Source organism: Jidongwangia harbinensis (assembly GCF_020216025.1).
Classification (GTDB): domain Bacteria; phylum Actinomycetota; class Actinomycetes; order Mycobacteriales; family Micromonosporaceae; genus Actinoplanes; species Actinoplanes harbinensis.
Genome location: NZ_JAIWNC010000036.1, coordinates 81,333 through 102,256, shown reverse-complemented (window position 1 = coordinate 102,256; position 20,924 = coordinate 81,333). Strand labels below are relative to the sequence as shown.

Below are 20,924 nucleotides of genomic sequence, written 5' to 3'. Positions count from 1 at the left end.
GTCATGCTAGGCCCCCTCCGGACGGCCGGCTCGCCCGATTCGCCAGCCGCCGCGCGTGCTGCAGCGTGGCGACCAGCGCGAGCGTGGACTCGGCACCCTGGTTCAGATTAGGGCCTTCCGGTGTCAGCCCGTCATATCCACCACCCGTCTGGGCGTCGAGCATGACGCTGCCGGTGTCGTTGTCGCCGAGGAACCAGGCGACGGACTGGAACAGCGGTGCGTCCCACCGCTCGTCGCCGGTGACGTCCGCGGCGGTGGCGCAGGCGTCGGCGGTCGCGGCGGCCTCGATCGGCTGCTGGTCGTGGCGGTGCTTCGGCACGTCCGGGCGCCAGCCGCCGACCGGCACGGTGGACAGCCGGCCCTGGTGCTCCTGCATCCGGCACAGCCAGGCCAGCATGCGCAGCCCGTCGCCGAGCAGCGCCTCGTCGCCGAGCAGATCACCGGCCGCGATCACCACCTCGGCCAGGGCCGGGTTCGCGTACGTCAGCTCGGGTTCCGGCCACTCCCACTCCGGATCCGCGCCCGGCGTGCCGACCGCCGTGGCGGCGTCGGCGAGCAGCGCCGCGGCGACCGTGTCGCGCGGGTCGGCGCGCAGCACCTCGGCCGCGCCGAGCCCGGCGAACGTCATCGCCCGCGGCCACGCCGACCGCTGCCGGGCACCGATCAGGAACGCCTCACGGGCCTCCCGCCGGATCCACGGCACCGGGCTGCGGGCGGCGGCGGTGCCCAGTCCCCACAGTGCCCGGCCCCACCAGTCGCCGGTGGACGGTTCGTCGAGCCAGCGCCGGTCGTAGCCGAGCCGGTTGCGGAAGGCGCCGTCCGGTCCCTGCGCGTGGGTGAGGAACGCCAGGTAGCGCTCGGCCAGGCCGGTCACCAGCCCGGTGGGCTGCGGTTCCCGGCTGGCCACCAGCAGCCCGCGGGCCACGTCGTCGACGCAGTAGCCGTGCTCCCGCCGGGGAATGGCGTTGCGGGCGTGTTCCAGCAGGCCGACGTCGTCGGAGAGCCGGGCCAGATGGGACCAGCTGGGCGCCGGGGCGTCGGCGAGCCGGACCGGAGGCGGCACCAGCCGCAGGGCCTGCGCGCTCACGCCGGAACCCTCGCGGCCACCGGGGTACGGTCGGCGAGCAGGCGGGTGGCGAGGGCCTGGTAGCGGGCGGCCACCGCCGGCCAGCGCAGCGTGGGACCGCCGGTCAGGCCGCTGGTCCGGCGCGCGGAGCCCGGGTCGGACAGCAGGTGCCGGACCGCGGCCGCCATGGCCTCCGGGTCCTGGTGCGGGACGAGCAGGCCGGGCCCGTCGGCGAGGAGTTCGACGGCGTGCGGGAACTCGGTGGCCACCACCGGCACCCCGGCGCCCACCGCCTCGATCAGCACGCCCGAGGTGACCTGCTCGGTGGAGTCGTACGGCAGCACCACCGCGTCCGCGGACCGGATCAGCCGGCTCAGCGCGGCCTCGTCCAGGTAGACGTCCTCCCAGCGCACCGAGTCCGCGACGCCGAGATCCCGGGCGAGGGTCTTGAGCGAGTCGCGGTACACGTCGCCGTGCTGTTCCAGGACCTTGGGATGGGTACGCCCGGCCACCGTGTAGGTGGGGCGCGGGTCCATGTCGCCGAGCAGGGCCAGCGCGCGCAGCGCCCACTCGATGCCCTTGCCCGGTCCGAGCAGGCCCCAGGTGAGCATGTGCGGGCGGTCGTGGCGGTCCGGCGGCGCGTCGGTGTGGCTGGCCGCGCCGTGCGGGATCACGGTCACCTTGCGCGGCTCCACCTGGTATCCGGAGGTCAGCCGCTGCCGGGCGGTGTCGGTCATGGTGACAACGGCGTCCGCGGCGGCCACGATCCGTTCCAGGACCGAGCGCTGCAGCGGGTCCGGCGTGCTGAGCACGGTGTGCAGCACCACGATCTTCGGGTTCCGCAGCGCGCGCAGCAGCGGCAGCACCTCGGTGCCGGCGTCGCCCGGGTAGATGCCGTACTCGTGCTGCACGATCGCGACGTCGAAACGGTTCAGCGCGTTGGCCGCGGCCACCCATCCGCCGGGCCGGTCGGTGGCCCAGGTGTGCACCACCCGGGGCGCGGCCTGGTCGACGGCCAGGCCGCCCTGGTCGTCGCCGGCGAGCAGGCGGACCACGCCGTGCCCGGTGGTGCCCCCGCTGAGGTGGGTGGCCAGCGCGGCATTGAAGGTCGCCAACCCGCAACGGGTGGGCGGATAGGTGCTCAGAAAGCCGTACGTGGCAGGCATGGCAACCCTTTCTCCTCGGTGGCTGCCTCCCCGCAGCACGACACCTCGCGCGGACACGGTGACGACCGCGAATCGACTAAATGCACCGATTTACGCGCAATTCATGTCGGGACGGTAACAAGAATGCGCTTATCACCGGATCACTTTGCGATAAACGCGCACATAGTCATCGACCATGCGGTCCGCTCCGAACCGTTCCCGGGCCCGCACCCGGCACGTGCCGCGGTCGATGCCGTCGATCGAGCCGACCGCCGCGACCGCCTCGGTGACCGTGCCCACCAGCCGGCCGGTGACCCCCTCGTCCACCACCTCCGGCATCGACCCCTTGCGGTACGCCACCACCGGCGTGCCGCAGGCCATCGACTCCACCACGGACAACCCGAACGGCTCGGCGAACTCGATCGGGTGCAGCAGCGCGGCGCTCCCGCCGAGGATCCGCCCCCGGTCCTGCGGCCCCACCGAACCCAGGTAGCGCACCCGGTCGCCGTCGATGTGCGGCTCCACCAGCTCCCGGAAGTAGCGGTCGTCGTGCACGATGCCGCAGATGGTCAGCCGCCGCCCGGCGCGGCGGGCGATCTCGATCGCGGTGTGCGTGCCCTTGTCCGGATGGATCCGCCCGAACGCCACCAGGCCGTCCCCGCCGTCCGGGTCGAACGGCAGTGCCTCCAGGTCGACGCCGTGGTAGACGGTGGCGAGGTAGTCCAGGTCCGGACTGCGGTCGCTGTCCGAGATGGAGACGTACGACGAGCGGGCCTTACGGTACGCCGGGAGGATCCGGTCGCCGGAGAAGCCGTGGATCGTGGTCACCATGGGCGCGGCGCAGTGCTGGGAGAACGCCAGCGGCAGCCAGTCCAGGTGGTTGTGCACCAGGTCGAACTCGCCGGACCGGCGCAGCGCGTGGGCCACGTGGATGGCCTCCCAGACCCGGCCGTCGATCTCCGGGTCCTCCTCGTACCCCGTGGGCACGACGCCGTCCAGCGTGGCCTTGGTGACCGAGTCCAGGGTGGCGAACAGGGTCACCTCGACGCCCCGCGCGGCCAGGCCGTCCGCCAGCAGGCCGGCGACGGTCTCCCAGGGCCCGTAGTGCAGCGGCGGCGTGCGCCACGCGATCGGTCCGAGCAGGGCAATCTTCACGGTCGAATCCCCCTAAGCGGTCTAAATCACTCAGTCAGTATGTGACCGCCCGGGCCCCCTTGAGCCCGTTTCCCGGGTTTGGCTCCGCGCCCACGTGTTACAGAGGAACCATGACGGATCTCTGGTGGAAGCGCGCCGTGGTGTACCAGATCTATCCCCGCAGCTTCGCCGACGCGGACGGCGACGGCATGGGCGACCTGCGCGGCATCATCGACCACCTCGACCACCTCGCCGGTCTCGGGGTGGACGTCATCTGGCTGTCGCCGGTGTACCCGTCGCCGCAGGACGACAACGGCTACGACATCAGCGACTACACCGACATCGACCCGGTGTTCGGCACCCTGGAGACGTTCGACGAGCTGCTGGCCGGCGTGCACGCCCGGGGCATGAAGCTGATCATGGACCTGGTGGTGAACCACACCTCCGACGAGCACCGCTGGTTCGCCGAGAGCCGCTCGTCACGGACCGCGCCGAAGCGGGACTGGTACTGGTGGCGGCCCGGCCGCGCCGGCATGGAACCCGGGGCGCCCGGCGCCGAGCCGACCAACTGGGGCTCGGCGTTCGGCGGCTCCGCCTGGCAGTACGACCCGGCCACCGGGGAGTACTACCTGCACCTGTTCTCCCGCAAGCAGCCCGACCTCAACTGGGAGAACCCGGAGGTCCGGCAGGCCGTCTACGAGATGATGCGCTGGTGGCTGGACCGCGGCGTGGACGGGTTCCGGATGGACGTCGTCAACTACATCTCCAAGGACACCACGCTGCCCGACGGCCCGGTGACGCCCGGCACGGCGTTCGGCGACGGCTCGGCGTTCTTCATGAACGGCCCGCGCATCCACGAGTTCCTCCAGGAGATGCACGAACAGGTGTTCGCCGGCCGGGACGCGCTGCTCAACGTCGGTGAGATGCCCGGCGTGACGGTGGAACAGGCACGGCTGTACACCGACCCGGCCCGGCGCGAGGTCGACATGGTCTTCCAGTTCGACCACGTGTGGGCGGACCGCGGCCCCGACCCGTGGGTGCTGCACCCGCTCCAGCTGACCACCCTCAAGTCGATCCTCGGGCGGTGGCAGGCCGGCCTCGCCGACCTCGGCTGGAACAGCCTCTACTGGAACAACCACGACCAGCCCCGGGTGGTGTCCCGCTACGGCGACGACGGCGCCTTCCGGGTGGAGTCGGCCACCATGCTCGGCACCGTGCTGCACCTGCACCGCGGCACGCCGTACATCTACCAGGGCGAAGAACTCGGCATGACGAACGCGCCGTTCGGCGGCATCGAGGACTTCCGCGACATCGAGGCGCTCGGCCAGTACGCCCAGGCGGTGGAGAAGGAGGGCCGGTCGCCCGAGGACGTGCTGACCGTGCTGCGGGCGCGGGGACGGGACAACGCGCGTACCCCGATGCAGTGGGACGCGTCCCCGCACGCCGGCTTCACCACCGGGACGCCGTGGCTCGCGGTCAACCCGAACCACACCGAGATCAACGCGGCCGCCGCGGTCGCCGACCCCGGCTCGGTGTACCACTACTACCGCAGACTGATCGAGTTGCGGCACACCGAGCCGGCGGTGGTCGACGGCGACTTCACCATGCTGCTGCCGCACGACGAGCGGCTGTACGCGTACACCCGCCGGCTCGGCGACACCGAACTGCTGGTGATCGGCAACTTCTCCGCGGACGCGGTGGCGGCCGGCCTCGACGACGCCGAGACCTGGGCCGCCGCCGAACTCGTCCTGAACAACAGCGCGAGCCCGCCCGCGGCGCCCTTGACGCTGGGCCCGTGGCAGGCCGTCGTGTATCGCCGCCGGGTCAGTCGGTGATGGTGTTCCAGGAGTACGCGAGCAGCGCGAACGCGGCACCGAGCAGCGCCAGCGAGACACCGCGGGTGCCGATCGGCAACGCGGCCAGCACGAGCAGGATGATCGCGATGATGTAGAACAGCGCCTGGATGGACATGGGAGAGCCTCGATTCTGAGTGGGGGTTGGCGGGCGCTTGTACCCGCGAAGCCGCCGCGGCTAAACGCATGCCGCGGCGGCCATCGGGGTACACCGGGCAGATGACCGCTCATCCGGCGCATCCGCCGCGCACCGCCTCCGCCGCGTGGCTCGGCCTGATCCCCTTCGGCCTGGCCGTGACCGCGGCCGCGCTGATCGGCGTGCTGGGCGTCACCGGCACCTCCGCCGAGTACCAGAACCTCGACCAGCCGTCCTGGGCGCCGCCGTCCTGGCTGTTCGGTCCGGTGTGGACCACGCTGTACGCCATGATCGCGGTCGCCGGCTGGCTGGTGTGGCGGCGTACCGGCTGGTCCGCGGCGCTCACCGGCTACGCCGCGCAGCTCGTGCTGAACGCGGCCTGGACACCGATCTTCTTCGGCTTCGGCGAGTACGGGCTGGCGCTCGTGGACATCGTGGCGCTGTGGGTGCTGATCGGCGCGACGGTGTGGATGTTCTGGCGGGTGTACCGTCCGGCGGCCTGGCTGCTCGTGCCATACTGGGCCTGGGTGACCTTCGCAACGGCCCTCAACGCCGCCATCTGGTCGGCGAACTAACCCGTCGGGGTGTCCCAGAACGCCATGGCCAGGGCGATGGCCCGCAGGTCGCCGCTCACCCCGCCGGACATCCGGTTCATCGTGTAGGCGAGCGTCGTCCGTGCGTCCAGGTCGACCAGCGCGAACGACCCGCCGTAACCGCCCCAGTAGACGGTGTTCGGGTTCGGCATCAGGCCCCCGCCCAGGGCGAACCCGAGTCCGAACCGGATCTGCATGCCGAGCACCAGGTCCCGTCCGTCGGTCTGTGGCTCCAGCACCTTGCGGCAGCCGGCGGGGGACAGCAGTTGCCGGTTGCCGGACGCGCCGTCGTTGGCGAGGACGGCGAGGATCTCCGCGACGGCGCGGGCGTTGCCGGTGCCGCCGCAGGCCGGGATCTCGGCGCCGCGCCAGGCCCGGCTGCGGGTGTCGGCCACGTCGAGTTCCGGGTTGGTCGCGACGTTGTGCTGCAGGGCGGTGGCGGTGGCCGGGTCGAACGGCGGTTCCGCCGGCGGGATCAGGTCGGCCACCCGGTGGTCCTCGGTGGCGGGCAGGCCGATGTGGAAGTCGGCGCCCAGCGGCGTGGCGAGCTCGTCGCGGAACACGGTGCCCAGGGACCGGCCGGTGATCCGGCGGATCACCTCGCCGATCAGGTATCCCTGGGTCATCGCGTGGTAGCCGGAGGCGGTGCCGGGCTTCCAGAACGGCTCCTGGGCGGCCAGCAGAGCGGTGACCTTCGCCCAGTCGTACAGGTCGTCGCGGGTGATGGGTGCGCGCCAGCCGGCCAGGCCGGAGCTGTGGCTCATCAGCTGCGCGACCGTGACGTCCGCCTTTCCGGCTGCCGCGAACTCCGGCCAGTAGCGGGCCACCGGGGCGGCGAAGTCGAGGTCGCCGCGGTCCGCGACGAGCAGGGCGGTCAGGGCCACCACGGTCTTGGTGACGGAGTAGACGTTGACGATGGTGTCCCGGTGCCAGGGGCGGGTGCCGGCCTCGTCCGCGAAGCCGCCCCACAGGTCGGCCACCGTCTCGCCGTCCACGGTGGCGCAGAACGCGGCGCCGGTGTCCGCGCCGGTGGCCAGGTTGCCGGCGAACGCGGCGTGCACCCCGGCGTACCGGTCGGTGGTGGTTCCGTGCACCGTCATCCGCGGAGCATGACCGGCCGCCGCGCGCCCGGCAACGGATTATCCGGTGGTGCGCAGGCAGAGGTCGAACGGGTGCCCGTCCGGGTCGAGCAGCACCCGCCAGCGTTCCGGCGTGGGCTGGTCGCCGGGCTTGGTGGCGCCCAGTGCGAGGGCCTGCTTCTCCGCGGCGTCCAGGTCGTCGACGTAGAAGTCGAGGTGGTACCGCTTCGGGGTGGTCCGGTCGGGCCAGCCGGGGGCGGAGTACCCGGGCAGCCGGCCGAAGCCGATGCTGGTGGAGCCGTCACTGATCATGGCGTACTCGGTCTCGCTGTGCACCACCTCCCAGCCCAGCACCTGGGAGTAGAAGCGGGCCTGTGCGGCGGGGTCGACCGCATCCAGATTGATCATGGCGAGTGAGGCGAAGCCGGGCATGGTGGGGCCTTCCGACGTGGGTGGTACCGACAGCTGCCATCCTGCCGCCGGAGGCTGACATCCTGTGTCAGGAATTCGGCGGAGCCTGCGCCGCCAGCCACCCGGCCACCTGCGCCCGCGAGGTGAAGCCGAGTTTGCTGAGGATGTTCTCCACGTGGCCCTCGGCGGTGCGCTGCGCCACCACCAGCCGCGCGGCGATCTCGCGGTTGCTCAGGCCCTCGGCGATCAGCGCGGCCACCTCGCGTTCCCGCCGGGTCAGGCCGGACTGGTCGGACGCGGCGCGCGGGGCCGGCACCGGGTTGCGTTCCAGGGCCAGCGCGACCGCCTCGGCGGTGGTCAGCTCGGCACCGCGGCGGGCGGCGGCGTCGTAGGCCCGGTCGCCGAGCCGGGCGCGGACCTGCGACACCGTCTCGTCGTGGAAGTCGTCCAGGCTGCGGAACGAGGCCAGCGAGGCGTGCATGGCCTGCCACATCCGTTCGGACGCGCCGAGCAGGTGCGCCGCCCGGGTGTCGCGGCGTTCCCCGCCGGCGATCCACGCCAGCGACTCCAGCGCCAGGCCGACCGTGAACTGTTCGTCCTCGACCAGCCGGCGTACCTCCAGGCTCTCCTTCGCGGCCTCGGTGGCCCCGGCCAGGTCGCCGTCCCGCCAGCGCAGCACGCTCAGCGCCCACAGCGCGAACGAACGCCACCACACCTCGCCGCTGGCCGTGCCCATGTCCCGGCAGGCGATCAGGTCGGCGTACCCGCGGGCGGGTTCCTGGGCCAGGCCGCGGGTGAGGCCCAGCACCGACAGCGCCCACATCTCGCCGTTGCGCGCGCCGATCTCGCGGAAGCCCCGCAACGCCTGCTCGAACCGGGGCAGCGCGGCGGCGTGGTCGCCGGAGAACATGTCCAGGTTGCCCTCGAGCAGCGCGATGTACGCCCGTTCCACCGACGGCGGCAGTTCCTCGGCCAGCTCGCCCGCCTCGGCCAGCAGCGCGCGGGCCCGGGACCGGTCGTTCTGCACGGTGGCGATCGACGCGGCCACCCGCAGCGCCTTCACCCGGGTCCAGTGCCGCGGTGCCGGCAGGGCGAGGGCCCGGTCCAGCCAGTGCCGGCCCTCGGACAGGAAGCCGCGGACGAACCAGTGGTTCTCCAGGTCGGCGGCGAACCGCAGGGCCAGCTCGGGCGGTCCGGCGGTGACCGCGTACTCCAGGGCCACCCGCAGGTTCGCCTGTTCCTGCCGCAGCCGCAGCATCAGCGCGGCCTGGTCCGGGCTCACCCAGTGCCGGTCGCCGTACGTGGCCAGCCCGGCGAACCACCGGCCGTGCCGGCTCGCCAGCGTCTCCGGTTCGCCGGCCTCGGCCAGCCGCGCGGCGCCGTACTCCCGGACCACCTCCAGCATCCGGTACCGGGCCCGCGGACCGTCGCCGATGCGGGTCAGCACGGACTTGTCCACCAGCGAGGCGATCAGGTCCAGGATGGCGTCGGCGGGCAGCGTGTCGTCCGCGCACACCCGCTCGGCGGCGTCCAGTTCCAGACCGCCGGAGAACACCGACGCCCGCGCCCACAGCGTGCGCTCCGGCTCCGAGCAGAGTTCCCAGCTCCAGTCGATCAGCGCGCGCAGCGTCTGTTGCCGGGCCGGCGCGTTGCGGGCACCGCTGGTCAGCAGGCGGTACCGGTCGGTGAGCCGGTCCAGGATCTGCTCCAGCGACAGCACCCGCAGCCGCGCCACGGCCAGCTCGATGGCCAGCGGTACGCCCTCCAGCGCCTGGCACAGCCGGGCGATCGTGTCGCAGTTCTCCTCGGTGACCTCGAAGTCGGGCAGCACCGCGGTGGCCCGTTCGACCAGTAGCAGCGCCGCCTCGGTGCGGGTCAGCTCGGCCGGGGTGCACCGGGTGGCCGCGTCCGGCACCGACAGCGGCTGCACCGGCAGGATGGCCTCGCCGGCCAGCCGCAACGCCTGCCGGCTGGTCACCAGCACCCGCAGCTCCGGGCTGGTCCGCAGCAGCGTCTCCACCAGGTCCGCGCAGGCGCCGATCAGGTGCTCGCAGTTGTCCAGGATGAGCAGCGCCTGCTGGTCGGCGAGGAACGCGGCGAGGCCGGGCGCGTCCGGGCTGACCGACTCCTCCCGGACCCCGAGCGCCTCGCCGACGGTCACCGCGACCAGGTCGGGGTCCCGCAGTTCGGCCAGCTCGACGAACCACACGCCGTCCGGGAAGGCACGGCGCATCTCGCCGCCGACCCGCTGCGCCAGCCGGGTCTTGCCCACGCCGCCCGCTCCGGTCAGCGTGACCAGGCGGCTGTGCGCCAGCATCCGGCGGACGCCGGTGACCTCCTGTCGCCGTCCCACGAAGCTGGTCACCTCGGCCGGCAGGTTGCCGAGGGAACCGCGCGCGGTCGTGGCGGTGCTCATAGGAGCACGGTAGTGGGTGCGCTCCGGTCAGCGCGGCAGCACGGCGCTCCGGCGGCGGATCGCGGGCCGGTGCGGCGGCACGGCGCGGCCGTCCGGCAGCAGCTCGCCGGTGTCGTCGAACGTCACCACTCCGTTACAGAGCAGGCTCCATCCCTGCTCAGGGTGAGTGATGACGACCCGGGCGGCGTCGTGGCCGGGACTCGCCGCCGGGGGACAGGCCGGTGCGTGATCGCACATAATTGCTCCTTTCCGGCCGCAAATATGCCCCGCCGACGGGTACCCGGACACGGGCGAACTACCTAGTCGGTACCCGAATACTCGTCACACAGCGTGGTGGTGGTCCGAACACGCTCAGCTGTCCTGGTCGAGGAAGGCCAGCGTGGTGGTGGCGAACAACGGGTTGTCGCAGAGGTTGTAGTGCGTCAGCCCGGGCAGGATGGCCAGTGCGTGACCGCCCTTGGGCCGGCCCTCACCCATCCAGCCGCCGTCGCGCAGTCCGCCGTCGAGCAGGTTGAAGATCTCCACGTAGTGGCTCGGCGGGGCCATGTCGGCGTCCGCCGCCAGCACCAGCGTCGGGACCTGCAGGCCGCGGACCTCCTCGGTGAAGTCGAAGTCCTGGGCCATCGCCGCGCCGATCTTGTCGAGCAGCCGGGGGAAGTCCTCGGGGCGCGGCGCCACCCGCTGGTACAGCTCGTACATCGGGGTGTCCTTCATGAATTCCGCGGACGCCGCGCCGACCTGGCCCTGCTGCGCGAGCATCTCCGGGTACACGGCGTCGCGGCGGATGTTCGCCGACGCCGACACCAGGCGGCCCACCGTCTCCGGATGCCGGATCGCGACCTGGAGCGCCACCCCGCCGCCGAGCGAGAATCCCACCACGTCCGGCTTCACCAGTCCGAGGTGGCGGATCAGGGCGGCGACGTCGTCGGCCAGGAACCGGACGTCGAGCGGCCGGTCGATGTCCGCGGTCCGGCCGTGTCCCTGCAGGTCGACCGCGATCACCTGGTGGTGGTCGGCGAGCATGGCCAGCACCGGCCCGAACATCTCGCCCGAGCCGAGGCCGCCGTGCACCAGCACCAGCGGGCGGCCGGCGCCGTGCGTCTCGTAGTACAGGTGCAGGCCGTTGACGTCGGCGTACCGGCCGGTGGCGGAGGTGGTCATCAGGTGCTCCTCGGTTCTCGGTGGATCTGTTGCCGGTACTGACCGGGGCGCGCCCGGAAACTCATCGCGGCCGGCCGGGAAATCTCGATTAGGGTCGTCGGGATGAACGAGGTGGCCGTCGAAGAGCAGTTGGAGACGTACCGGTCGGAGCTGACCGGGTACTGCTACCGGATGCTCGGTTCGGCGTTCGAGGCCGAGGACGCCGTCCAGGACACGCTGGTCCGGGCCTGGCGCGGCCTGGAGAAGTTCGAGGGCCGCTCCGCGCTGCGTTCCTGGCTGTACCGGATCGCGACGAACGTCTGCCTGACCATGCTGGGCAGCGCGCAGCGCCGGGTGCGCCCGGTCGACCTCGGCCCGGCCGGCTCCGGGCGGGCCACCCATGCCGGCGAGCCGCTGCCCGACGAGATCTGGATCGGACCGGTGCCGGACAGCCGGGCGGTGCCGGAGCGGGCCGACCCGGCCGACGTGGTGACCGAGCGTGAGTCGATCCGGTTGGCGTTCGTGGCCGCGCTGCAGCACCTGCCGCCGCGCCAGCGCGCCGTGCTGATCCTGCGCGAGGTGCTGGCCTGGTCCGCCCAGGAGGTGGCCGAGCTGCTCGACACGTCGGTGCCGAGCGTGAACAGCGCGCTGCAACGGGCCCGGGCCACGCTGGCCACCACGGACGCCGCCGCCGAGGTCAAGCGCCCGCTGGACGAGGAGCAGCAGGCGTTGCTCACCCGGTACGTGCGGGCGTTCGAGTCGTACGACCTGGCGGCGCTGACCGCGCTGCTGCACGAGGACGCGACGCTGTCGATGCCGCCGCTGCCGCTGTGGCTGCGCGGCCCGGACGACATCGCCGCCTGGATGTCCGGCACCGGGAGTGGCTGCCGGGGCTCCCGCCTGCTGCCGGTGACGGCGAACGGGATGCCGGCGTTCGGGCAGTACCGTCCGGCCGCCGCCGGGCCGGGACACGAGCCGTGGGCCCTGATCGTGCTGGACCTCTCAGCCGGGGGGATCGCCGCGGTGCACAACTTCCTGGACACCACCCGGCTGTTCCCGCTCTTCGGCCTGCCGCCCCGGCTCGGCTAGCACCTCGCCCAGCCCGGTCAGGCCGAGGAGGTGCCGCAGCGGCGGCCCGGCGCCGTGCAGGACCAGCGACCAGCCGTGGCGCCGGGCGGTCAGGCACAACCGGGCCAGCAGGTCGACGGCCGCCAGGTCCGGCCGGGTCCGGGTCACGTCGCAGACCACCACGCCGCCGTTCCGGCCGCGAAGCGATTCGGCGAGGCCGGCACAGAGCCCGGGCACGTCGGCGCGCAGCACCGCGCCGGGCACGTCGAACCGGATCGCGGTCGGGGCCATGCGGGGTAGACCCGGCACCGCCCGGAAACTCATCGCCGTACGGAATCGGTGACGGTGTGTGATGCGGGTGTCGATACGGGTAGTGATCCAGGTACTTTCCCCGTGTCCGGCGACGGCGCCGCGCCGAAGGATGGAGTTCCCGTACCCGGAGAAGGGGGTCCCCGATGGGCCGCCACGCCGCCGACCGGCCGGCGCCCGGCCACCGTGCCCAACCCGGCCACCGTGCCCAGCTCGGCCGTCCTGCCCAGCTCGGCCGTCCTGCCCAGCCCGGCCATCCTGCCCAGCCCGACCGTCGGCCGCTGCACGCGGACCTGTTCACGCCGGTGCCGGGCAGCGCCGCGGCGCTGGCCGCCGAGCGACGCGCGGTGGCCGCCTTCGAGGCGATGGTCGAGCCGCACCGTGCCGCCCTGTACGAATACGTCCTCCGGCTCACCGACGGTGACCAGGACGCGACCGCCGTCGCGGTCAAGGGGACGTTGTACCGCGCTGCCCAGGACCCGTCCCGATACCCGCAGCGCGCCTCCGCGGTGCGCCCGTGGCTGGTGCTGACCGCGCGCAGCGTGCTGCTCGACGACGACGACCGGCCGGCGCCGCCCGCGCGGGTGCCGCCGGGCCGGCCGCCGACCACGGTGCTCCGGGCCATGAACGACCTGACCGGCGCCCACCGGGACATCCTCGTCGAGCTGTTCTACCGCGGGGTGTCCCTGGAGGACGCCGCCGACGCCCGCGGCGTGCCGGTGGAGACCGTGAAGGCCCGCCTCTACCACGCCATGCAGGCGCTGCGCACGGTGCTCGACGAGCAGGTCAGCGCAGAACCACCAGGCCGTCCATGATCGCGCCGGGCCGGCCCGCGGTGCCCTCGAGCACCACCTTGACGGTGTGCGGGCCGAGCACGCCCCAGTTCCGCGCCCACACCGCCTGCCGGTGCGCGGTCCGGGCCGAGCGCAGGTCCAGCGTGCCGATCAGCTGACCGTCCGCGTACACGGTGAGCCGGCCGGAGGTGGGTGTCCGGCTCGCCGCCAGGGCCGCCGACCGCCCGGTGAACGTCCAGGACATGCTGGCACCGCCGGACACCCCGAGCAGGCCGCTGCCGCCGAGGTGCGCGGGGTTGCGCAGCCGGGTCCACGCGCCGGTCCGTGCGGCCCGGGCCTCGGTGACCACCAGGGGGGTACGGGCGAACGCCACGCCCCGGGCGTTGCCGGCCCGGTCCACGGCGCGCAACGCCCAGGTCGACGCCACCCCGGCCGGTGCCGTACCGGGCCAGGTGCGTGCGGTCACGCCCAGGTTCACCGGCCGCGGCGAGGTCAGCGCCACCGAGCGGAGCCCGCCCGCGTCGGCCGCCGTCCAGCCGAGCCGCACCGGGACGGAGTTGTGCAGCGAGCCGGTGCGCAGCGAGAAGGACGGGCCCTGGGTGAACACCGGCGCGGTCGCGTCGGAGACCACGGTGGCGGCGACGCTGGCGGTCCGGCCGGACAGGTGGATGCCGCGCACCACGACCGTGTGCTTGCCGGGCGCCAGGCGGAGCGTGGTGCGGCGGTGCGCGTTCGGGGTGGCGGCGACCAGTTTGCCGTCCACGTACACGTCGAAGCGGTTGAGCATCGCGGTCGGGGTCCGGGTCGTCCAGAGCGGGCTGATCGTGCCGCGGGTGTAGTAGGTGGCGCCGACCCGGGCGGCGCCGGTCATCCGCGCCCAGCCCAGACCGGCGGGCGCGGCGCCGGCCACGCCGCGGATCGCACCGAGCTGGCCGTAGAGCGTGTCGCCGGGACAGGCGGTGCGGCCCGCGTCGCGGTGGCCGGAGATCCGGTTGAACGTGACGCTGGTGCCCTTGGCGTACCGGTCGCTGCCGTTGGAGACCAGCACGCTGCGGCCGCCCGGCAACTGGCCGTACGCGCCCAGCTTGTACGCCGCGACCTGCGCGATCCGCGTCCGCACGGTGGCCGACACGCCCCGGCCGCGGTAGTCGCCGAGCACCGCGATCGCGCTGGCGTGCGAGTTGAAGCCCATGGTGTGCGCGCCCAGCACGGCCCGGTTGACGCCGCCCCGGCGTCCCTCGAACAGGTTGCCGCAGCGGTCGACCAGGAAGTTGTAGCCGATGTCGTTCCAGCCGTTGCTGAGTACGTGGTAGCGCTGGATGCCGCGGACGATCCGGGCCGAGTCGGCGCACCGGTAGTTGTTCGTGCCGGCGGTGTGGTGGACGAACATCACCCGCACGTCGGTGCTGTACTCCGGCGGATCCGCGACGATTGTCTCGTCGGCCTGCCAGCCGGACCGCGCGGTCATCCGGGGCACCGGCCGGGGCGGTACCGCGACGCCGGCGGCCCGGGACAGCGTGGCCGGGGCCGCCTGCGGCGCGGGCGCGGGATCGGGCGCGGCGGCCGGCGCGGGGGCCGGCATCGGCTGGTCCGGGTCGATCAGGTCGAGGCGCAGGCCGGGCGGCAGCGCGGCGGTACGCCCGAAGCCGGCGCCGAGGCGCGCCTCCACCCCGTCGGACGCGCCCACCCAGACCGGATCGGTGTGGCCCCGGCCGCCGGCGTCCACGCCCGCCCGGTCGGCGGGGGAGCGGCCGTCGCTCTCCAGTTCGTGCCAGTCGCTCCACCGGCCGTCCGCCGCGGAGCGGACCCGCACCCGCACGGTGCCGGGCAGCCGGGTGGCCGGGTCGGTCCAGGTCGCGCCGATCAGGCTGAACGGCCGGGTGGCACGCGGGTGCACCGCGGGCGCCCCGGCCGCGGCGGACCGCGCGGCGGCGGGCGTCAGCGGGACGGTCTGCAGCGCCGGCCCGTCGGCGGGTGCGGTCCGCGCCGAGGCCACCGCCGGTGTGCCGGTCAGGATGACGGCCAGGCCGGCCGCAGCCGCCATGACCCGCTTGATCGTCGGAACCTGGTGCACGCTTCGTCCCCCGCCTGGTCGCCCTCAAGTCGGCCAATTCAGGATGAAACGAATTCACGCTTCGCGTGTCGGGATGGCCATTGCGTGACGGCCGTCACATCCTGGGGTAGAAGAGGCGACCGGCGGCGCACCGGGCCGCTCAACTTCCCGGCCCGGTCTGCCGATGGAAGAGCGTGACCTCCGTCCTGGCCGCGCCCGCCTCCTCGGCCGGCCGCGGAACGCCGCCCGGCGTCCGCCCGGCCGACCGGCGCCGCGGCAGCGCGCCGGCCTGGCTGACGCTCGGCGCCGGCGGTGCCGCTCTGGCGGCGGTCGCGGTGGGGCCGTCGTGGCTGCGCCTGCCGGCCACCGCGGCGGTGATCGGGGCCGGGTTGTGGGCCCTGACGTACGGCATCCGCCGCAATGCCGGGAAGGTGCGATCCGGTCCGTGGCGGGCCCTGCTGGCCGCCGCCTGGTGTGTGGTCGTGGCGATGGTCATCCGGGTGGCGGTGCCGGGCGCCAACACCACGCCGCCGGGGCCGATGGTGCTGCTGCCGGACGTGTTCGTGCTGGCCGGCTATCTCGGCACCGGATACGGCTTCGCCGCCATGCTGCGCCGGCGCCGGTCCGCCGAGGACGACCCGGCCCGGGTCGACGCCCTGCTGGTCGGCGTGGCCACCGCGTTCCTGACCTGGACCTACCTGATCGCCCCGTCGGTGGGCCGGGCCGACTTCGACGCGATCCGGGTGGCCCACGCGTTCTTCCCGGTCATCGACGTGGTGCTGCTCGTGCTGGTGGCCCAGCTGGCCCTGGCCGGTGGCGTCCAGCAGCCCTCGCTGTGGCTGCTGATCGGCGCGTCCGCCACCATGTTCGCCGGCGACGCGCTCTACACCCTGCTGGACGCCGAACTGGCCGACGTCTCCCAGCACACCATCGACTCGCTTTTCCTCGCCACGTTCCTGCTCACCGGCACGGCCGCGCTGCACCCGTCGATGCGTACGCTGATCGAGCCGCAGCGGGTGCTGCTGCGCAGCCTCAGCAAGGCCCGCACCGCGGTGATCGCCCTGGTCGTGGTGGTACCCACCGTGGTCACCACGGTGAAACCGGCCGAGAGCCTGCTGGACGGGGTGGTCCGCGCCGCGCTCTGCACGCTGCTGGTCCTCGCGGTGCTGATGCGGGTGGTCCGGGCGCACAACTCCCGGGCACGTGCGGAGAGCGCCACCCGCCGCCGCGCCACCCACGACCCGCTCACCGATCTGCCCAACCGGGAACTGCTGGCCGAGACGATCACCTCCTGGGGCGACCGGGCCGCGGCCGACAGCCAGGAGATCAGCCTGCTCTTCATCGACCTGGACCGGTTCAAGATGGTCAACGACCACTGGGGCCACCAGGTCGGCGACGAGTTGCTCTGCGCGGTGGCCGCCCGGCTCGGCGCGCAGGTCCGCGGCGAGGACCTGGTCTGCCGGATCGGCGGCGACGAGTTCGTCATCGCGCTGGCCAGCCCGTCGCACTCGAAACTCGCCGAGTCGCTGGCCGACCGGGTCCTCGACGAGTTCCTGCGACCGTTCGACCTGTCCGTCGGGCGGGTGGTCATCTCCGCCTCGATCGGGGTGGCCAAGTCGTTCGGGGGCGCGCAGGCGCTGGAGCTGATCCGGGACGCGGACACCGCGATGTACAAGGCGAAGGGCTCCGGGCGCAACGCGTACGCGCTGTTCGACACGTCGCTGCGGGACCAGGTCCGGGACCGGGTCAACCTGGAACAGGCGTTGCGCCGCGCGCTCGGCAACGGCGAACTCTCCGTCCATTTCCAGCCGATCGTCGAACTGGAGGCCGGCGAGCTGGACGGGTTCGAGGCGCTGATGCGGTGGCACCACCCCGAGTTCGGCAACGTGACGCCGCTGGTGTTCATCCCGATCGCGGAGGAGACCGGGCTGATCGTGGAGAGCGGCGCCTGGCTGCTGCGGGAGTCCGCCCGGCAGCTCGCCGCCTGGACCGCCGCCCGGCCGCCGGACGCGCGCCAACTGCACGTCTCGGTCAACGTCTCGGTCCGGCAGCTGCGCGACGGCGCCCTGGTCGACGTGGTCCGCGACGTGCTGGCCGAGACCGGTCTGCCGCCCGCGGCGCTGTGGCTGGAGATCACCGAGTCCGGCGTGATGGAGGACATCGACACCGCGCTGGTCACCCTGCACGCCCTGCGCGACCTCGGCGTGGTGCTGTGCATCGACGACTTCGGCACCGGCTACTCGTCGCTGAACTACCTGCACCGGCTGCCGGTGGGCATCGTCAAGATCGACCGGGGCTTCGTGGCCGGCGTCGGCGAGGACGGCACCAACGAGCCGATCGTCCGGGCCGTCCTGGCCATGACCCACGCCATGGGCCATCGGGTGGTGGCCGAGGGCGTGGAGACCGAGGTGCAGCGGGACTGGCTCCGGGCCCAGGGCTGCGACCTGGCCCAGGGCTGGCTGCACGGCCGCCCCCAGCCGGCCGACCAGCTCGCCGACGCGGTCCGGGCCGGGTGAGCGGGCCCGGTCACGGCTCGACGATGAGCACCACCTTGCCGCGTCCGTGTCCGGTCTCCACGGCGGCGTGGGCCGCGGCCACCTCGGCGAGCGGATAGGCGCGGACCGGGAGCACGACCCGCCCCCGGGCGGCGAGCGCCACCACGTCCGCCAGGCGCTGCGGCGAACGCCCGGCGCGTACCACCCGGGTGCCGTGCTCCGCGGCCACCTTGTCGTCCACGATCGTGCCGACCCGGTCCGGCGCGACGCCCAGCCGGACCGAGGCGGGAATGGCCACGCCCCCGGCGGCGTCCAGCGCGACCGTGGGCGTCCGGCCGGTCGCCCGCACCGCCGCCTCCAGCCCGTCGCCGTACGCCACCGGGATCGCGCCGAGCTGCCGCAGATAGGCGTGGTTGCCCGGGCTCGCGGTACCGATCACGGTGGCGCCGGTCAGCCGGGCCAGCTGCACCGCGACCGTGCCGACCGAACCGGCGGCGCCGTGCACCAGCAGCACGTCGCCGTCGGTCACCCGCAACTCGGCCAGCGCGCCGGAGGCCGTCTGCGCGGCGGCGACCAGCGCGGCCGCCGTCGGGAAGTCCAGCTCCGGCGGCTTGGCGACGACGTTCTCCGCCGCCACCACCACCGCGGACGCGTGCCCGTTCAGCATCGTCGAGCCGAGCACCTCGTCGCCCGGTACCGGCCCGGACACGCCCGGGCCGACGGCATCGACCACCCCCGAGTACTCCTGGCCGATGCCCTGCGGGAACGTCACCGTGATCCAGTCCATCCGGCCGCGGCGTACCGCGACGTCGAACGGCTGCACACCGGCCGCCCGGACCCGCACCCGCACCTGACCCGGGCCCGGCTCCGGGTCCGGGCGCTCGACGATGCGCAACACGCCGGGCGGACCGAACCGGTCGAACACGACAGCTCTCATGGCGGAGAGCCTGCAAGTTGAAGCCGGCTCGAAGTCAACCGGGCAGGTACCTGAGTTTCGCCGGACGGGCCTCGCTACGGTGGGCGGGTGTCCGCAATCCCGTGGTGGGGCCTGCCCCTGATCGCCGCCGTGTTCGCCCTGGTCGGGGCGCTGGTGGCGCATCTGGTGACGGTCCGCAACGACCACGTCCGTAACCGGGTCCGCCGAGGCCGCCGCTGGTACGCCGAGCGCCGCGACGCGTACGTGACCTTCATGGCCGTGGTGGACCGGGTGACGCACCGGCTCCGCACCGGCGAGGCCACCGGCCGCCGCCCCGACCCGCTGCTCTACCTGGACGAGGTCGGGCCGGCGCTGATGCACGTCCGGCTGCTCGCCTCCGGGCCGGTCCTCAGCGCCGCGATGGCCGTACACCTGCTGTTGGAGAAGCTGCACGCCAGCGCCCAGCCGGCGGCGGTGCCGGGGGTGGAGCCGGAGAAGCACTTCCGCGAGCTGCTCACCCAGGTGCCGCTGGTCATGCAGGAGTTCGAGGTGGCGGTGCGGGAGGAGCTGCAGATCCGGCCGTCGTCGCCGCCGGTCACCGGCGAGGACGCGGCAGACCTGCGCGGACGGGCCCGGTCCTGGCTGCGCCGCCCGCGGCGCCGGACGGCGGACGAGTCCAGTCTCACCCGGTGATCCGGTGGTGGCGGATCGGCCCGCCGGGACGTAGACATGGCGCATGCCCGACAACGATGACGTCACCGCGGCGGTGACCCGGAGCGGCGTGGTCGCCGTGCTGCGCGCACCCACCGCGGACGCCTTCGCGGCGGTCGCCGACGTGCTGGTCGAGGCCGGCGTCACGGCGATCGAGGTGACCCTCACCTCGCGCGGTGCGGTGGAGGCGCTGGCCGGCCTGTGCCGCCGGTTGCCGCCGCACGCGGTGGTCGGCGCCGGCACCGTGCTCACCGCCGACCAGGCGAAGGCCGCGGTGGACGCGGGCGCCGCGTTCCTGGTCTCGCCGGTGTACGACCCGGACCTGATCGCCGGGGTGCGGGTGCCGTTCTACCCGGGCGGCCTGACCCCCACCGAGATCTTCGCCGCGCACCGGGCCGGCGCGCCGCTCGTCAAGCTGTTCCCGGCCGCCACGGTCGGCCCGCGCTACCTCAAGGACCTGCACGGCCCGCTGCCGGAGGTGCGCATCATGCCGACCGGCGGCATCGCCGTCGACGACGTGGCGGCCTGGCTGACCGCCGGCGCGGTGGCGGTCGGCCTGGGCGGCCCGCTGCTCGGCGACGCGGCCACCGGCGGCAGCCTGCCGGCCCTCGCCGACCGGGCCCGGCGGGCCGCCGACGCGGTCGCGTTCGCCCGGTCATGAGCGGAGGTCGGCGGTGAGCGGTCTCTTCACCTTCGGCGAGACCATGGGGCTGGTCTCGGCCGACCGGATCGGCCTGCTGGAGTACGCCCGCGACTTCTCGTTCTCGATCGGCGGCGCGGAGAGCAACGTGGCGATCGGCGTCGCCCGCCTCGGCGGCGCGGCCACCTGGCTGGGCCGGGTCGGCCCGGACGCCACCGGCGACCTGATCGAGCGCCGGCTCCGCGGCGAGGGCGTCCGCACGCTGGCCGTCCGGGACGAGTCGTTCACCGGCCTGATGGTCCGGTACCGCCGCACCGGCGAGCGGCTGCACGTCGACTACCACCGGGCCGGCAGCGCCGGATCCCGCCTGACCCCGGCCGACCTGCCGACCACGGAGATCGAGGCCGCCGCGGTCCTGCACGTCACCGGCATCACCCCGGCGCTCGGCGACTCGGCGCGGGCGTCCGTCTTCGCCGCGGTGGAGACCGCCCGCGCAGCCGGCGTCACGGTGTCCGTCGACGTCAACTACCGGAGCAAGCTGTGGTCCCGCTTCGACGCCGCCCCGGTGCTGCGCGATCTGGTGTCCCGGGCCGACGTGGTGTTCGCCGGTCCGGACGAGGCCGCCCTGTTCCTCGGGCCGGAGCCGGCGCTGGACGGGCTGGTGGCGCTGGGCCCGGCCGAGGTGGTGGTCAAGGACGGTCCGCGCGGCTGCACCGCGGCGATCGACGGCGAGCGGCTGTCGCTGTCCGCGCTGCCGGTGACCGAGGTGGACCCGGTGGGCGCCGGTGACGCGTTCGTGGCGGGCTATCTGGCGGACCGGCTCGCCGGTGCGGCACCGGCCGACCGGCTGCGCACCGCGATCCTGGCCGGCGCGTACGCGGTGACCGTGCCGGGGGACTGCGAAGGGCTGCCGCGCCGGGACGATCTGGCGGGCTGGGGCGGCGACGTGGTGCGGTGACCGGATC

Annotated in this window: 20 protein-coding genes; 8 read left to right on the top strand and 12 right to left on the bottom strand. The window is 73.7% G+C overall.

Annotated features, from left to right (window positions below):
• Position 1 precedes the first annotated feature (1 nt).
• The 3 genes from LDL48_RS33555 to LDL48_RS33545 all read right to left on the bottom strand — a co-directional run bounded on the left by LDL48_RS33555 (position 2) and on the right by LDL48_RS33545 (position 3,366).
• Positions 2–1,087, bottom strand: coding sequence for a glycosyltransferase (locus tag LDL48_RS33555; protein ID WP_225259156.1), 1,086 nt, complete (start codon positions 1,085–1,087; stop codon positions 2–4).
• Complete coding sequence (locus LDL48_RS33550) at positions 1,084–2,232, bottom strand: glycosyltransferase (protein WP_225259155.1); 1,149 nt, start codon at positions 2,230–2,232, stop codon at positions 1,084–1,086. Before LDL48_RS33550 ends, LDL48_RS33555 begins: the two co-directional genes overlap by 4 nt.
• Before the next feature lie 132 nt (positions 2,233–2,364).
• A complete protein-coding gene (locus tag LDL48_RS33545; protein WP_225259154.1) occupies positions 2,365–3,366 on the bottom strand; it encodes a glycosyltransferase family 4 protein in 1,002 nt (333 codons plus the stop codon).
• A 110-nt stretch (positions 3,367–3,476) separates the two neighbouring features.
• Between LDL48_RS33545 and LDL48_RS33540 the strand changes: the two genes are divergently transcribed.
• Positions 3,477–5,180 carry a glycoside hydrolase family 13 protein gene (locus LDL48_RS33540; protein ID WP_225259153.1) on the top strand — a complete coding sequence of 568 codons (1,704 nt, stop codon included), beginning with the start codon at positions 3,477–3,479 and terminating at the stop codon, positions 5,178–5,180.
• Here the strand turns inward: LDL48_RS33540 and LDL48_RS33535 are convergent.
• Positions 5,170–5,316, bottom strand: coding sequence for a hypothetical protein (locus tag LDL48_RS33535; RefSeq protein WP_225259152.1), 147 nt, complete (start codon positions 5,314–5,316; stop codon positions 5,170–5,172). The two genes, LDL48_RS33540 and LDL48_RS33535, sit on opposite strands and share 11 nt — an antisense overlap.
• Positions 5,317–5,417: 101 nt before the next feature.
• On the opposite strand from LDL48_RS33535, the gene LDL48_RS33530 reads away from it, so the two are divergent.
• The gene (locus tag LDL48_RS33530; RefSeq protein ID WP_225259151.1) at positions 5,418–5,909 is read left to right on the top strand and encodes a TspO/MBR family protein; all 492 of its coding nucleotides are present in this window, start codon (positions 5,418–5,420) and stop codon (positions 5,907–5,909) included.
• Here the strand turns inward: LDL48_RS33530 and LDL48_RS33525 are convergent.
• The 5 genes from LDL48_RS33525 to LDL48_RS33505 form a co-directional block, all read right to left on the bottom strand.
• Positions 5,906–7,027: a serine hydrolase domain-containing protein gene (locus LDL48_RS33525; protein WP_225259150.1), complete on the bottom strand. Its 1,122-nt coding sequence runs from the start codon at positions 7,025–7,027 to the stop codon at positions 5,906–5,908. The genes LDL48_RS33530 and LDL48_RS33525 overlap by 4 nt on opposite strands.
• A gap of 39 nt (positions 7,028–7,066) precedes the next feature.
• Positions 7,067–7,414, bottom strand: coding sequence for a VOC family protein (locus LDL48_RS33520; protein WP_225259149.1), 348 nt, complete (start codon positions 7,412–7,414; stop codon positions 7,067–7,069).
• A gap of 91 nt (positions 7,415–7,505) precedes the next feature.
• Positions 7,506–9,833, bottom strand: a complete 2,328-nt coding sequence (locus LDL48_RS33515) for an ATP-binding protein (RefSeq protein ID WP_225259148.1) — start codon at positions 9,831–9,833, stop codon at positions 7,506–7,508.
• A gap of 27 nt (positions 9,834–9,860) precedes the next feature.
• On the bottom strand, positions 9,861–10,070 hold the full coding sequence (locus LDL48_RS33510; RefSeq protein ID WP_225259147.1) for a DUF5999 family protein: 210 nt from the start codon (positions 10,068–10,070) through the stop codon (positions 9,861–9,863).
• Positions 10,071–10,184: 114 nt separating this feature from the next.
• Entirely contained in the window at positions 10,185–10,994 is an 810-nt protein-coding gene (locus tag LDL48_RS33505; protein ID WP_225259146.1) for an alpha/beta fold hydrolase, read from the bottom strand.
• A 102-nt stretch (positions 10,995–11,096) separates the two neighbouring features.
• Here LDL48_RS33505 and LDL48_RS33500 point away from each other — a divergent pair, with 102 nt between their 5' ends.
• Positions 11,097–12,062 (top strand): sigma-70 family RNA polymerase sigma factor, encoded by a 966-nt coding sequence (locus tag LDL48_RS33500; protein ID WP_225259145.1) that lies wholly within the window; start codon positions 11,097–11,099, stop codon positions 12,060–12,062.
• On the opposite strand, the gene LDL48_RS33495 is transcribed toward LDL48_RS33500, so the two are convergent.
• The gene (locus LDL48_RS33495) at positions 11,976–12,365 is read right to left on the bottom strand and encodes an STAS domain-containing protein (RefSeq protein ID WP_225259144.1); all 390 of its coding nucleotides are present in this window, start codon (positions 12,363–12,365) and stop codon (positions 11,976–11,978) included. The genes LDL48_RS33500 and LDL48_RS33495 overlap by 87 nt on opposite strands.
• A gap of 131 nt (positions 12,366–12,496) precedes the next feature.
• Between LDL48_RS33495 and LDL48_RS33490 the strand changes: the two genes are divergently transcribed.
• Complete coding sequence (locus tag LDL48_RS33490) at positions 12,497–13,165, top strand: sigma factor-like helix-turn-helix DNA-binding protein (RefSeq protein ID WP_225259143.1); 669 nt, start codon at positions 12,497–12,499, stop codon at positions 13,163–13,165.
• Here the strand turns inward: LDL48_RS33490 and LDL48_RS33485 are convergent.
• Entirely contained in the window at positions 13,137–15,218 is a 2,082-nt protein-coding gene (locus LDL48_RS33485; RefSeq protein WP_225259142.1) for an N-acetylmuramoyl-L-alanine amidase, read from the bottom strand. The two genes, LDL48_RS33490 and LDL48_RS33485, sit on opposite strands and share 29 nt — an antisense overlap.
• 173 nt (positions 15,219–15,391) lie before the next feature.
• Here LDL48_RS33485 and LDL48_RS33480 point away from each other — a divergent pair, with 173 nt between their 5' ends.
• The gene (locus tag LDL48_RS33480) at positions 15,392–17,713 is read left to right on the top strand and encodes a putative bifunctional diguanylate cyclase/phosphodiesterase (protein WP_225259141.1); all 2,322 of its coding nucleotides are present in this window, start codon (positions 15,392–15,394) and stop codon (positions 17,711–17,713) included.
• A gap of 10 nt (positions 17,714–17,723) precedes the next feature.
• On the opposite strand, the gene LDL48_RS33475 is transcribed toward LDL48_RS33480, so the two are convergent.
• Positions 17,724–18,629 carry an NADP-dependent oxidoreductase gene (locus LDL48_RS33475; protein ID WP_225259140.1) on the bottom strand — a complete coding sequence of 302 codons (906 nt, stop codon included), beginning with the start codon at positions 18,627–18,629 and terminating at the stop codon, positions 17,724–17,726.
• Between the two features lie 87 nt (positions 18,630–18,716).
• On the opposite strand from LDL48_RS33475, the gene LDL48_RS33470 reads away from it, so the two are divergent.
• The 3 genes from LDL48_RS33470 to LDL48_RS33460 are packed head-to-tail and all read left to right on the top strand — an operon-like array spanning position 18,717 to position 20,917.
• Positions 18,717–19,301: a hypothetical protein gene (locus LDL48_RS33470; protein WP_225259139.1), complete on the top strand. Its 585-nt coding sequence runs from the start codon at positions 18,717–18,719 to the stop codon at positions 19,299–19,301.
• Positions 19,302–19,344: 43 nt separating this feature from the next.
• Positions 19,345–19,980, top strand: coding sequence for a bifunctional 4-hydroxy-2-oxoglutarate aldolase/2-dehydro-3-deoxy-phosphogluconate aldolase (locus LDL48_RS33465; protein WP_225259138.1), 636 nt, complete (start codon positions 19,345–19,347; stop codon positions 19,978–19,980).
• Between the two features lie 13 nt (positions 19,981–19,993).
• Positions 19,994–20,917 (top strand): sugar kinase, encoded by a 924-nt coding sequence (locus LDL48_RS33460; protein WP_225259137.1) that lies wholly within the window; start codon positions 19,994–19,996, stop codon positions 20,915–20,917.
• The last annotated feature ends 7 nt before the right edge of the window (positions 20,918–20,924 follow it).